Below are 14,603 nucleotides of genomic sequence, written 5' to 3' on the forward strand. Positions count from 1 at the left end.
CTCCGAAGGAGGGGAGTGTTAGCGTTTGTCTGTCGTTCTACTATCAAATGTTATCAAATTGAACATTTGTCGCATTCTTGAGCGCAGCCGGTTGCCGTAGCTGTTTTCGATTTCGGATGCGGAAAGGTTGGTGGTGATGTGTGTGACGGATTTGTTTTCGACAAACTGTTCGTATCGGCTTATAAGTACTTCAGCCATGACGTTGCAATCATTTCCGAAGTGCTTTATTTGCTGTTCGGCACCCAAATCGTCAAAGCAATAACCGGTTAGTTTCGATTGGTTAGCTTGCTTTAATGTGTAGCAGTTGATAGCCTCAAAACCATTTTTGGCAAATTCAAACGAAACTTCCCTGCATGTTTTGATTTTGTATTCGAATGCATGATAAGCGAAAGGGCGTACTAAGTTCATTAGGGATGTTTTTCCGCAACCAATTGAACCTGATACTAAAATGCCTTTTGATAAGTCTATATTTTGGTTTATGGCAGCTTTCTCATCTTTTATCATATAAATCAACAATTTGTAAATAGTTGGATGATCCATTTCGCTGATATTAAATGAATTACTGTAGGTTGCTTTTCCTTGGTTTTCGAGGTATTCCAAGCATTTTTGGAAATTATACACTTTGAAACCTTTTTGGACCACGTAGGTTTCACGGACTGAATTACAATGGTTCGTCATAGTTTTTTTTAGTTGCCGTGTGCAGGTGCATCGGTTTTGGTTGAGAGTTGTAATCGGATTTTTGGTTGTTTGCAGCAAACTTGACTGTGTTGAGCATCCAGTTTCTTGCTGCTGCTTTCCAATCTTTCATTTTTGTTTTTCCGCCTATGAGCCAACCTATGCTGGAGTAGTAATTGAAAAATTTATTGGCTTCTATTTGGGAACTTTCCTTGAAAGAGAAGTATTCCAGTATCATTTCGAGTGATGGCTTCTCGACTTCGCTCGAAGTGACAAATTTGTGCAAACTGTTTTCAGTTTGATTTTTAGTGGTGGTTTCAAAAAATAAATCGAGTTCAACTGGTTTTTCTTTTGTTGCGGAACTTTTTTGCCGACCGCTTTCAGTTTGTTTTTTATCGGTGTCGGCGAATGCTCGAAGTAATTGCCGATTGTCATTGGCCAATGCTTCCAGCATTTCTTTTTTCCCCTCTGGATTTACTAGAGGATACAAATTTTGAACAGGTTCTTTTCTTGAAATTTTTTCTATATCTATTTTTGTATTGTTTAAATTGTTTTTAACTGTTTGTTTTTTATTATATATATAGAGCTGTTCATTTACCTGTTCAATGACTTGTTCACTTTTTGATTCGTTCAAATTGTAAACAGGTTCATTTTTTGAACGTGTTGGCTGTGGTATTTTTGAAATTGTTTTTTCTTGTTCAGAAAAATTGATCATTACGATGTTGGAGCAGGAGTGGGGATTGAATGTTGGATTGTATTGCATAAAACCCAACAGCTCTAACTCTTTCATGCACTTATGATAAGTTGCTTTTGAATTGATCTTGCTGGCTTTCATTATTTCTTCCCGAGAAATGCCTGTTGGATTCTTGAACCGATTCACATTCCAACATTGGAAGAGCGCCAAATAAAGCGAAATGTGTGTTGGATGGAGGTTAGTTTCATAATTGATTTTGTTGAAAAATCCGGTGAGGTGTTTGATATAGTTCATTTTATTCGATGAATTGTGTCTCTCGACTTCGCTCGAGATGACGGTGAGTGGTGAAAAGTGTCCTTCGACGAGCTCAGGATGACAGTGCGGTGAGTAGTAAAAAGTGAAAAGAAAATAGATTGCTTCGCTCCCGTAATGACTTTACTTGAAAAGTGCAGGAAGGACGTTCACTTTGTTTCCGTTTAAAAGTTTTTCAATATCAGTTTGGTCGTAATACATAATACCTCCAATTTTGGTATATGTCAATGTTCCGTTAATGCGGAGGTTTTGTAATGTACCCGGAGAAATGTTGAGCAATTTTCGGACTTCATTGGATTTGAGCCATTGTTTCTGCTGTAGTGGTTTGGATTTAATGATTGCCAGTAAATCATTAAGGAGAAGAATTCGGAATTCGTTTAAGTCTTCCATTGTAATTAATTGCTCGCGATACATTCTGTTTTTAGTGGAGGTCGCGGAGCTGTTGTTTTCAAGTGCCATAACGTATGTTTTAGGTTGTTATGGCGCAAAAGTGTTGGTTTTGATTTGTTTTATATCACAAGTGGTTCACAAGTTGTGAGAGAAAAAATTGTTTTTATTATGAAGTGGTTGTGGTTATTGACTTATTTATATTAGCATAACTATTGGGTTTTATAATATTTTTTCTTTTGCCTTGATGCAAAAGAAACAAAAGATCAAGCCTGAATATTTTTACACCAAAAATCATCGGACAAATTTCCCTATCGTGACCCCAGACGCTCGTGTTTCACACTCGACTCGGGGGTCACTCCCTGCGGCCAGCGCTTAAATTCTTACCGTGATTTTTTGGCATAAAATTATAAGGGCGATTCGAAGAGGGTTTATAAGAGGGTTTGCTGTTGTATGTACTATTTTATATCTTGAAGATGATCTTTTTCTTTTGTCCTGATTACTCACGAGTTAATGATTTATTGGAGTTCGTGAATCTATGATTTCAAAAGAAACAAAAAATCAAGCCTGAAAATTAAAAGCTTGAAAACTACCTCAAAGTTCCATTCCACAGCCCGAGCCGTTCGTCCTTCGTCCTCAACTCGCGGACTGCTGCCACTTCACTTTATCGTTGTTTTCTATGCTTTTTATTTAAGGGGGGGTGTGAGGAGGTATTATTGCGTTTTTTGGTATTTATAAATTCTTCAATTTTACGCGTGGAGTATCGTTACACGTTTTTTGTTTTTTTACAGATTCTTTACTTTTTTCCTTGATGAAAAAAGTAACAAAAAAATCAAGCCTGAAAATCAAAAGCTTGAAAATTACCTCGAAGTTCCGTTCCGCAGCCCGAGCCGTTCGTCCTTCGTCCTCAACTCGCGGACTACTGCCACTTTACTTCTTCATTGTTTTCTTATGCTTTTTATTTAAGGGCGGGAGAGGAGGTTGCATTGAACGTTTATTGCTTTAGTGCTGTTTTTGTTTATTAAGAGATTCTTTTTCTTATGTCTTGCGCAGTCGATTTTAGATATCTTGTTATTATTTATGAATGTTGATGACTTCTTAATTTACTGATGAAGTAGGTGGGAGAGAGGCCTGTTTGATTTTTGAACGCTCGTGTAAAGTTTTGGGTTGAACCGAAGCCGGATTCTTCACCTAATGCCTTGTTGGTGTAATTGCGGTATTTGTTTTCGTTTTTAAGTAATTCTATAATATGGTCAATCTTTAAATGGCTGATGTAGTCAACAGTTCCTTTATTTCGATATCGTGCAATAATTTTAGAAGCATATTTCATATTGGTGTTTAATAATGAAGCCATTCTTGCCAAAGTCATGTCTTTTTCTAGGTATTTTTTATTGCGTTCAAATTTTTCCAGATTTTTTAGAACTGCAGTAACCAATTCAGGATTGATATCTAGTTCGGTTTCTTTATTGGTATTGTTTGAAACGAATGATTGGGTCGTTTCGATTTTGCGATTCATCAATTCTTCAAATAATCTTTTATTTTTATAGTGTCTGTGCACCAATACCGCTATGATTACTGTCATTATGGTAATTATAATGATCCAGTATTGTTTAATATTTCTTTGCGTTTGAACTAATTTTTTTGTGTCGTATTCTTTGTGTATTTTCCCTGAAAGGTATTTGTAATCCTTGAGCAGCACCTGATCTACTTTTAAGAGGGTGCTGAAGTAGTATAACTCTAATTCCTTATTGTTTTGTTGTTTATAATAATCAATTAATATTTCATAGGCTTCCCGTAAATCAGGGCGTATGTACTTTTGTTTTTGGAACGCTTCATCTATCTTTTTTAAGTAGGGTAACGCCTTTTCCTTCAATTTTAGGGCCCAGTAGCTTTTACCGATGTAAAAATAGGCCGTCGTTTCGTTTGTTAAGTCTTTATTCACTTTCATAAGAGGCAGTGCCTTTGTCAATTTCTTTATTGCGTCGGGATAATTGTGTTTGAAATATTGGTTTACGCCTTCGGAATGGATGAAGTAGGACTGCATTTCTACGTTTTTAAAGCGCTGACCCGCACTCAGCCCCGTCTGGTTCATCTGGCTACATAATTCATATTTACCTGTACGGTTGTAACAAAGCCCTAAAGAATGAAGTGAATTCAGATAGGCGCGGCTATTTTCTTCCTTGAAGTAACCCAAACATTCTTTGAACAATGCTATTGCCTCATCGTAAAACCCAAGGTAATATTTGATCTGAGCAATGCCATATCTTATTTTGTAAATTTGATATTGGTTGGTTGTCTTCGAAATGTATTCATCTGCTATCAGGTAGTTATCGAGTGCTTTCATTTGCTCTTTACGGTCATAATACACTGCTCCTCTAGTCATGTAAACTGCTCCGATTAATTCGATGTCGGCTGTTCGTTTAGCTGCTGTCACCATACTATCGGCATATTTAAGCCGTAACTTTTTATCGTTTTTGTAGATGAAAACTTTATAAGCCAACGCCATTTGACCGAAGTTTTTCTCCCTTTTTGCTTTAGCTAACCATGACTGAGCATACAGCCGTTCTTTAATGCTGTCCTTTTCCGTATATAGTATGTTTTTGCTAAAATATTCATAGTCTTTAGCTGAAAGGCTGTCCGGAATAATAAAATTATTTTGTTGTGCAGATGCGTTATTATACAGGCATAGCCATATTATAAGTAAGTATTTTTTTGTCATATTCCTAAGAGATTGGGGAGGCTTACTGATTAGAAAATTCAGGATTAGTGTACTACGGTATTCTATTCCTATGCACTAAATGTAACTAAAATAACTTAATTGATGCAAGAATTACCTTAATAAAGGATTATATCATTTTATCGAGTGTAACTCTCTGGATAGTCACTGTTTATTGGAAAAATTTACTGTGTTCAATTCGGGAATTGCATATTGTAAATTCCCGAATTGAACAGTTGTTGGCTTGCGGGTGGGGAAAGGTCCCATTAGTTTTGCCCTGAATTCAAACGGTTTTGTTATGAGCAAAACCACCATCAAAATTGTTCAGATTATCCCGGGAGAAATGAACTGATTAAAAAGTAATCAGTAACATTTAAAACATTATCAAAGATGAAAAAATTCTATTTAGGTTTTAGTACATTAATTTGTTTGACCGTTCTATTTACACTTGATTCCTGTACCACCGATACACCTGTTGTATCGGGCGATACTATAGGCAAGGCAGATGCAAAGAACGAAATTCATTATTATACTCCCAAAAAAGGAGATACAGTGCTCGCTATTAAAAGTTTATCGGCTAATACAGGTACAACGGAATCACTAATGGCTATTGATCCTGACTGGAAAATACTTGTTGGCCATATTATTGATAGTAGTGGAAGTACGCACTAAACATCAGAATCATATACATTGCTAAGGTAATTATTATTATTATTATTATTATTATTGCAGTATGAGTTTTTTGCAATCAAAACTTAAAGGCTGCTCATTGAGCAGTCTTTTAGTTTTCATCTGCTTCATCCATGCGGATAATGAGTTTGCTTTTGAGTGTATTCAGAAATTTTGTCCTTTCAGATTTTCTGTTTCGGATTTCCAGAAAAACTCTGTTGAATTGTCCCAAATCAATATTAAAGGCTGTCTCCAAAAAGGTTGTGACTTCTTTTAGTCCTGAGGTTCCATTATTAAAAACACCTTCTGTATGGAGTGCATAAATCAATTCAATAAGTTCTACTTTGGATCCCGTCCATTTTGGGCCTTTAAGGAGTGGGAAAGGCGGTTGTATTGTTATTGTCTTTCTGCCTAATTTTTCAATTTGCTCTTCCAGAAATTTTTTTATCTCATTGTTGGCTAGTATGCGAGCCACTTTATAGTCATGCGAGGTTGCGAAACGATGATCTGACTGAAAATAATAACTGTCCACCATTAGCCTAAGATCATATTTAGCCCTTATAAAATATTTATTATCAAGGCAGTTGTTGCCGGTGCGATAGTAGCGGTAAAACTCCTGGTTCTTCTTGAAAAAGACTTTTAATTTATTGAGTTCTGCTTTATAATATTTACCCATTGTTTTTTGGGACCCGATTGGCTTGTTGGTTTCAATAATGTAAATTTCGTTATAGTATATCAGTTTGGCAGCAAACTTAGGCTTGATGTCCCGGAAGAATTCTATTTCCTCTGTTTTGTTTAGCCTTTTATATTTTATGAAAAAGGTTTTTAGTTTCTCTAAGACAACAATACTGGTCTTAATTGCCTGCTCGGCCAACTGTACCTGATTTTCTGTTTCCAGATGGATCAATTTTAACTGATGTTCTAACTCGGACATCAAGGATTCAGCAAACAATTTCATTAGGGCTGTTTTAGATTTACATTTGACTGATTCAGTAATTGAATCAGGAGGCAAATCTATTTGATGGTTGGTTGCGTTGCAAATGGTGTGGTGTTCGATTCCCGAATTGAATAGTGAAATTCCCGAATTGCATAGTGGTTAAAATTTTTACTTTCTAAGTAGATTGTTTTTGTAATTAAGCTGTGGAAGATAGTTTTAATGATCGCAAAAATGTGGTGATTAGTAGTGATAATTATTGTTTATTTTGATTTTGATTTGAAAACACTATTAAAAATAGTGGAGTCTAATAGTTTAATGTGTAATTCTGAATATTTTGATTAAAAATAAACTTGTTTTGATTCAATTACTCTTATTTTTGTGAAAGATGGTGATTTTTCTTATTGACTATCATGGAATGTAATTCCGAATCATTACGTGTTATCGGCAATAGTTCGAGGACGGAAGACCTCGAAGAACTGGGGCATAGCAAGGATAACTTGAGGATATATTTTTGAATACTTTTGAAAAGTAAGTGATTAGTATTGAATGGATGAAACGTTATGCCTCGAGAATAATAAACTAATAGAAATGATAAATTTAATTTAGGCAAAATAGGCTTGTTTTTGCCAAAACTTAATTATGATAGACAATAAAATATATTTACTAGAAAGGATAAATATCTACAAGAATTAATTCAAAAAAGACGTTTTGTAGATATTCTAAAACATATATAGAAAACATGGTTTTACCATGTAAAATGTAAAATTTTTCAATACTTTTTTAAATTATGCATAAATATACTAAACATAGTATTCAGTGGTTTTACAATCTTCTTGCACAAGGTGAATGTGATATTCTTGATTTTAAAGAACAACTTGAGGATAAAGTTATTTTTGGTAAATCAATTAAAAATTTTGCGCCTAAATATGAGGAATTAGCTAAAGATGTTGTTGCTTTTTCTAACAAGAAAGGAGGCTTTTTGTTTGTAGGTATCGTTGATGATACCAAAGAAATAAACCCTAATTTTTTGGCTACAGATGCTAAAATATTTGAATTAATCAGACAAGTTCAAGATAGAACTTTTCCTTCAATTACTTTACATCCCCACAAACTTAAAATAAATAATAGTGAAGTGCTTGTTCTCGAAATTCCTTTTTCGCCACAAATGCACAGAACCTCTAAAGGAGAATATTTAATTAGGAGTAATGACGGTAATAGGGCCATTGAACCTTATGAAATTGCTACCATTCAATCAGAAAAGGGACTAATTGTTTATGATCAAAAAACTTGGGATTTTCCTTTTCAATCTATTGAACAGGATAAACAAAGAAATCCTATTCCGGGATGGCAAGACCTTTCAAGAACCCGATTACTTTACAATCGAATTCAAAGCGAAAAACCTAAAAGTCCTTATCTCAAGAATACATCATATGAATTTACAGAAACATTAGGACTCGTTAAGGAAGAAAATGGTGTTCAATTACCCACAACCACAGGTGTTTTATTCATTGGTAATCAAAAAGCCTTAAAAGAAATGCCTTATAGCCAAATTAAATATATTCGTTACTATGAAGATGGGAGTTATAAACCATTTGAATATTCTGGCAATTTGATTGAAATTGCAGATGCTTGTTTCAGTCAATTAAAATCTGAAATCAAAGTCAAAGAATTTCATTTTGGTTTGTTTCGGGATTATATAGAGGATTATCCAGAAATTGTACTACGTGAAATGCTTATTAATGCTATTGTACATCGTGATTACAGCCGACAACAAATTATAGAAATTAGAAAGTTTCCTAATTATATAGAATTTGAAAGACCGGGGCATTTTCCACAAGGTATAGATGAAACGAACTTTCTTCGTAAAACAAACCCTCGTAATCCTAATATTATGGATGTGATGAGGGAAGTAAGTTATGCTGAAAAAGCAGGTACTGGTTTTGATAAAATATTTACAGCCTTATTGTCTAAAGGAAAAAACTTACCCAAATCAATACAAAATGAGCATTCTATTATTTTTAGAGTGGATGCCGATGTCTATTCTGAAAAATTAGCAGAATTGAGTCACGAATTCAAGCAAATTACGGGTACTGATATTGATCTAGAAAAACTATTGGTTATCAATTGTATTTATACCGAAAAGAAACAAACTTTTCAACAACTGGAAGCTAACCCGTTTGTCAACCAATACCAATTACGAAGAATATTAAAAGAATTGCAAGAAATAGAATTTATAGAAACAACCGGAAAAACTTCAGGAGTTAAATATATTATCCATAAAAACAAATTAGCATCTACAGAAGATAAAATCAGCTATTCCAAATTAAAGAAGCAAGAAAAAGCCAGGCAGATTGAAGCAATTATCAGATACCTTGACAGTGCAGATGAAATAGACAATGAAGCTGCCAGAAAGTTACTTAATCTTGCTGATTCAGACGTGTCCTACGTATCAAGACTTTTTGCCGAAATGATAGAAAAAGATTTCGTGGAAATTGCAAGAGAGATAAAACATAATCAAAGAACCTATAAAATTAAAAAATGATTGCAAAGAAAAATGAGTTGAAAAACAAGGGATTAGCGATGGTTTTCTTTGCAGGTTTCTTTGCAGTTTTGTAAACTTTGCGAACTTTTTATAAAGAATATCGATAGGTTTTTGGGTTATTGAAATACATTTTCTTTGTAAATCTTTGCAGAAAAATCAACTTTTTTAATAATATTATAAATAGTAAATGCTTTGTTTATCAACTACTTAATGTAAATGTCATTTGCAATCTTGTTTGTAAAAACAATAACTTTTATAAACCTTTTAACAACTTTTGCAAAGAGTAATTGTATAGATGGTATTGATTATTTCGCAGGTGCGGGTGGTATTGTATATCTATTTTTTAAATATACTCAAAATAATCTTCTTTGGATTTTATTGAATTTTTCTCATAGAATTTAGAGTGATTTATGACATAGCCATCATAGCCGCAGCTTTTTAAAATAAGTTTGCTTATCAAGGTATATAACTTAGCACTTACATGTAACATATGGTTATCTATTTCTTCACTAGTTCTTTTTATTTCATTGTTCATCAAAATGTTTCCATGTAGAAGATAATTACGGTAATCAATTGCTTTTTCTTCTTCTGCGGTGAGCTTTATTTTTAACTGATCAAAAGGCGCTCTTAACTTTTCAGCATTAGATAATCGATTAAGATTTACAGGTTTGTTAATTTCATTTATTCTTCGTCTGATTTTTATTTCAGCTACGGGATTTATCTTTGGAGCATGTTTATCTATAATTGTATTCATCTCACAACTTATTTTTCCAACGAGATCTTTATCATTGATTAACTTTTCTTGTTTATTTTGCTTTATGATTATAATATTAGCAAAGGATTCCAAAATAACAGAAAAAACACCAGGCATTGAAACTATAGATTTTAAGCTTGCCACTTCCATCAGGAAAATAATGGCTACTGAAAAATCCATGTTTTGACGGAGTTGGTTAATCAATTCTGAAATTACCGAAGCTGGAATCACTTTCAGTTTACCATAATAGTTATCTGCTATTTCCTTTTCTTTTTCCTTAAATAGTTTTGAATATGGATTTGATGTAACCGGGTGGAAAATTGATTTTAGGGAATTTCTTGCCAGACGCTGGTATATAAAGTTTTCTCCAGAGAATATGTAATTTTCACCACCGGGCATATAGCCAATTAAAAAACCGATTCCTTTTTGAATAGCATAAGAATCCTCCTGGAATTCTTCTAATGTTACAGCATCCAGGTTTTCGATAATAAAGTAACTATTCTCTCCGTTACGATGTTGGGTAATGTCATACCATTTTTGCATAACTGTTAATCTTACACAGCCAAAAGCCCAAGGAATAATACCGTCATGCTTTGCCGTTTCAAGCTTTGAATGGAAGATATCTGTTCTTTTTGAGTCATCAAAAAAAAACATTCTGAAGAATGATGAATTATTTAAGTCCCCTTTATATACTCCATCTATATCAAAAGTATGTTGAGCTGGAATTTCAGCTAATCTAGAATGCAGAGGTTTTTGAAAATCATTTGATTTAAGCGTGAAAGGTTCTCCATCAATCAGAATTTTAATTTTTTTGTCCGTGCTATATGGGAAAATACCGTCAAAGGAAAGATGATAGTCTGTATTTGACTTCGTGAGATATGCTTCCCCAGAACCATCTTCTAAAGTTACTTTATGCCGTTTGAAATTTTCTAGCTGCTCAATTATTTTCAACTCTGTTGCAAAATTTTTATTATTTGATTGTTTCATTGTCGGTCGAGTTTTTTCGCCAATTTACAAATAGATATTAAGAAGTTTAAATTTATTAATGTGGAGTAAGCATGTTTGGGTTAAAAAAGACTATTAGAAGATTTAATACTTTTTAAATTGGAAGTAGTTAATGGTCATTAATTTTTCAATAAAAAAAGTATAATCTAAATTCTGTTTTTCTATAAAATATCAAGTTTCTTTTCAAGAAAGAGGGTCAGAGGTTCGAATCCTTTTTTAGCTCAATCGCTTGCTATATAAAGGTTCTTTGTGTCCCACAAAAAATCATTGAGTCAAATTTGTGTCAAAAAAAGTTTTTTTTAAAAGCGAAAATAGCGAGGTGTCGTTTTTTACAAACGAATAAATTGCTACTAAAGAAGCGATTGTTGCTATGATGCTTTCTATTGACATAATGCAAATATACTGAAATTTTTTATGTGTTTGATTGTGTACACGAGCGGGATGCTAGCGATAGCAGGGAACATTCTAAAGATATTCACAGAAAAAGTCGGGAGACTTTTATTCAAATTTATAGTTTTCAAGAATTTATAAAAAAACGCAAAGTCATGAGACATTTGCATAGCGCAGAGGTTAACACTTCGTGGAGCGGGGAGTATTAATGTAAAAAAACAAAAATTTAGTTTAATATTATAATTTTATATCATATTTTTGAAGGATTATCCAACACTTAGGGTAAGTAGAATTAGTACTCCAATTAGAATTAAAACATGTCGCAAAAAAAGTTAAAGAAAAATAACATAAATAATTACTCATTGATAGATCTATTTTGCGGTATAGGAGGTCTTACACATGGTTTTGTAAAAGAAAATTTCAAAATTGATGCTGGTATAGACTTTGACTCTACTTGCAAATTTGCTTTTGAAAAAAATAACAATGCTTCGTTTTATTCAGATGATGTTACTTTACTCAAAGGTGATGATTTACTTAAACGCTATAGAAAAAATACTCGCAAAATATTAGTTGGATGCGCTCCATGCCAGCCTTTCTCATTGCAAAAAAATAAAAACTTATATAAAGATAGTAGCTCAGAAGACTCAAAATGGAAATTACTATATTCTTTTGCAGATCTAATTGAACAAACTGATCCAGAGATTATTTCTATGGAAAATGTTCCCCAATTATTAAAATTTAAAGAGGGTAAGGTATTTAATGACTTCGTAGAGCGATTAGAAAAAAAAGGTTATAAATTAAGTTATAGTATAGTAAATGCCCAAGACTATGGTGTACCTCAAAGGAGGAAAAGACTAGTGCTTTTAGGCTCAAAACATGGATTTATTAATTTAATTGAAAAAACTACGCCCAAAGGACATCATCTCTCAGTCCGTGATGCGATAGGGCATTTGCCACCAGTTGAAGATGGAATTGCTCACCCTAGCGACTCAATTCATATTGCTCGTAAACTGACTGATCTAAATAAAAAAAGGATTCAAGCTTCGGTAGAGGGAGGTTTTTGGAGGAATTGGGACGAAAGTCTATGGCTAGAGTGTCATAAAAAAGAAAGCGGAAAAGCTTTTGGAAGTGTGTATGGTCGAATGAAATGGGATGAAGTAGCACCGACAATGACTACCTGTTGTACAGGACTAAGTAATGGAAGATTTGGACATCCAGAACAAGACCGAGCTATAACTCTGCGAGAAGCGGCACTATTACAAAGTTTTCCAATCAATTATCAATTTACTGATTCTTCATCAAAAATTCCGACTCAAACTATTGCCAGACAGATAGGGAATGCTGTTCCAGTAGGGTTAGGAATTGCGATAGCGAAAAGTATTAAAAATCATATAGAAAGTCTTGAATAATTCAAAAAAAAATTACGAGCCCCTTAAATGGAGATTCGATGTTAATACTTTTCGACTTCTAGGAAGAGAATTGATTACTGATCGTATAACTGCTGTATTTGAGTTAGTAAAAAACGCATATGATGCAAATGCAACAGAAGTGGTAGTTAGCTTTTCTAATGTGAACAATCAAAATAGTAACTCAATAATTTCAATCAAGGATAATGGAACCGGAATGTCGTTTGAGGATATTAGGGACAAGTGGATGGTGGTTGGTACTAATAGTAAAAGGAAAACACTCTATTCTGAGGCTCCGTTTAATAGACGATTTGTAGGAGAAAAAGGAATTGGTCGATTTGCTGTTGATAAATTAGGCGAAAAAGTTAAAATTATCACGAAACAAGAAAATGAAGTTGAGTGGTTAAATGTGAAAATCGACTGGGATGAGTATGAAATTAAAGCCACAAATCAACAATTAACATTATTTACTGACGTTGAAAATGAATATACTTATTCAGAGGGAAATATCACAGAACATGGAACTGAATTAGTCATAACTAATTTAAATGAACCTTGGGTTAAATCAGATATTGAGAGATTGTATAAGGAGCTAACGAAAATAGTATCGCCTTTTTATCCATTGAGCCCTCCGTTTAATATATACGTGGATTCAAATGAATTTGCTGATTTCAATAAACGACTAGTTGAAGTTGATATTGTCAAATATGCATCCCACACAGCCGAAATTTCATTTGATATTGCAAAAAATGAACAGGAAATATTAAAATTTGACTCCTTAAATGGTAAAATTTATACTGAAAAAGTGCCGATTCAATCCTTCGGACCAGTTTCAATGAACCTCTTTTTTTTTAATACCAAAGCGAAACGAATTTTTAATCAAGCATTTAAAGGTGATGAAACTCGAATCGATGGCTTAAAAATTTATAGAAATGGATTGGTTACAACTCCATTTGCAGAATATAATGATCATCCTGATAATAAGAGAGATATATTAGGTATAGACAAGAGATTATGGCGGGATATTTTCAATAGAATATCAACAAGAGAAGTTATTGGTTTGATATCAATAACAAAAGAAGAGAATCCCCTAATTATTGATGCAACTAATCGCCAGGATTTTGTAGAAAATAATCAATATAAGGAGCTTAAGAAGTTTATAATCGAGCAATTAAATATATTCTCTGAAATAAAAGTTTTTGAAAGATTGCGGCGGCAAGAAGATGGAGATAATGCATTAGAGAAAGCCGAAGAAAATGTTCAAAGTTTTAGTCAGGCAATCCATAAACTTGAGATAGAGAAACCTGATCTCAAACAAATTTTACAGCCTTTAAAAAAACAAGCAGCTGAAGTTTCAACTTCATTAAAACGAGGAATTACTGCACAAAAGGAAGCTAAACAGGAATACGTTCGCAAAGAAAATATTTATTTAAGCTTAATGTCTTTGCAGGATTATGCTATTAGGCTTTCCCATGCAGTTAGAACTTCTTTAGGAAAAACTAAAAGAATGGCAGAATTTTTTAAAAACAAGTTTCCGAATGCTCGTTTTGATGATGTATTTAAAGAATATGCTTTACTTATTTATGATGAAATGGAAACACTTAATAAGGTTATTGATTTCATGCTTAGTTATGCTGGTTCTAATATAGATTTTGAAGATTTTAGCATAAAAAAAATGTTAAATGACTTGTTTTTTAGATCTTACAAACAAACTTTTCTCTCTGAAAAAATAACAGCTTTAATTGAATTTGAAGATGATTTAATAATTAATGCGAATAAAAAATTCTTTGAGGACATTTTTCAAAATTTCGTTTCAAACTCTATTAAAGCATTGGAAAAAAACGATTCTAAAATCATTAAATGCACTGGTAAAATAATTGACAATCAGTTTGTTATTTATTTTTCTGACAATGGTTTAGGAATTTCAAAAGATAAATGGAAAAAAGTTTTTGAGATTTATTACACTTCCACTGCTGAACAAGGTGGTGCGGGACTTGGCCTTTTCATTGTAAAAACTAGAATTGAAGCCTTACATGGGAATGTAGAGGTTATTGATAGTGAATTTGGTGCTTGTGGAGCAACATTTAAAATTACTCTACCATTTAAAAAAAATTAA

General features: G+C 33.2%; 10 protein-coding genes. 4 read left to right on the forward strand and 6 right to left on the reverse strand.

Annotated elements, in window-relative coordinates; translation table 11 throughout:
* Positions 1-18 precede the first annotated feature (18 nt).
* From ACFX5E_RS02995 to ACFX5E_RS03010, 4 genes are all read right to left on the reverse strand, one after another.
* Positions 19-678 (reverse strand): ATPase, encoded by a 660-nt coding sequence (locus ACFX5E_RS02995; RefSeq protein WP_379853685.1) that lies wholly within the window; start codon positions 676-678, stop codon positions 19-21.
* Positions 662-1,663 (reverse strand): transcriptional regulator, encoded by a 1,002-nt coding sequence (locus ACFX5E_RS03000; protein WP_379853686.1) that lies wholly within the window; start codon positions 1,661-1,663, stop codon positions 662-664. Before ACFX5E_RS03000 ends, ACFX5E_RS02995 begins: the two co-directional genes overlap by 17 nt.
* Before the next feature lie 141 nt (positions 1,664-1,804).
* A complete protein-coding gene (locus ACFX5E_RS03005) occupies positions 1,805-2,140 on the reverse strand; it encodes a helix-turn-helix domain-containing protein (protein WP_379853687.1) in 336 nt (111 codons plus the stop codon).
* 1,006 nt (positions 2,141-3,146) lie between these two features.
* Positions 3,147-4,787: a tetratricopeptide repeat protein gene (locus ACFX5E_RS03010; protein ID WP_379853688.1), complete on the reverse strand. Its 1,641-nt coding sequence runs from the start codon at positions 4,785-4,787 to the stop codon at positions 3,147-3,149.
* A gap of 426 nt (positions 4,788-5,213) precedes the next feature.
* Between ACFX5E_RS03010 and ACFX5E_RS03015 the strand changes: the two genes are divergently transcribed.
* A complete protein-coding gene (locus ACFX5E_RS03015) occupies positions 5,214-5,456 on the forward strand; it encodes a hypothetical protein (protein ID WP_379853689.1) in 243 nt (80 codons plus the stop codon).
* Between the two features lie 109 nt (positions 5,457-5,565).
* Here ACFX5E_RS03015 and ACFX5E_RS03020 read toward each other — a convergent pair whose 3' ends face one another.
* The gene (locus ACFX5E_RS03020; RefSeq protein ID WP_379853690.1) at positions 5,566-6,411 is read right to left on the reverse strand and encodes an RteC domain-containing protein; all 846 of its coding nucleotides are present in this window, start codon (positions 6,409-6,411) and stop codon (positions 5,566-5,568) included.
* A gap of 766 nt (positions 6,412-7,177) precedes the next feature.
* Between ACFX5E_RS03020 and ACFX5E_RS03025 the strand changes: the two genes are divergently transcribed.
* Complete coding sequence (locus tag ACFX5E_RS03025; protein ID WP_379853691.1) at positions 7,178-8,932, forward strand: RNA-binding domain-containing protein; 1,755 nt, start codon at positions 7,178-7,180, stop codon at positions 8,930-8,932.
* A gap of 343 nt (positions 8,933-9,275) precedes the next feature.
* Here the strand turns inward: ACFX5E_RS03025 and ACFX5E_RS03030 are convergent, their stop codons facing one another.
* Positions 9,276-10,673, reverse strand: coding sequence for a hypothetical protein (locus ACFX5E_RS03030; protein ID WP_379853692.1), 1,398 nt, complete (start codon positions 10,671-10,673; stop codon positions 9,276-9,278).
* Between the two features lie 725 nt (positions 10,674-11,398).
* On the opposite strand from ACFX5E_RS03030, the gene ACFX5E_RS03035 reads away from it, so the two are divergent.
* Both ACFX5E_RS03035 and ACFX5E_RS03040 read left to right on the forward strand, forming a co-directional pair.
* Positions 11,399-12,490: a DNA cytosine methyltransferase gene (locus ACFX5E_RS03035; protein WP_379853693.1), complete on the forward strand. Its 1,092-nt coding sequence runs from the start codon at positions 11,399-11,401 to the stop codon at positions 12,488-12,490.
* Positions 12,483-14,603 (forward strand): sensor histidine kinase, encoded by a 2,121-nt coding sequence (locus tag ACFX5E_RS03040; RefSeq protein WP_379853694.1) that lies wholly within the window; start codon positions 12,483-12,485, stop codon positions 14,601-14,603. Before ACFX5E_RS03035 ends, ACFX5E_RS03040 begins: the two co-directional genes overlap by 8 nt.

The organism is Flavobacterium xylosi (assembly GCF_042787345.1).
In the GTDB taxonomy this organism is placed as follows: Bacteria; Bacteroidota; Bacteroidia; order Flavobacteriales; family Flavobacteriaceae; genus Flavobacterium; species Flavobacterium xylosi.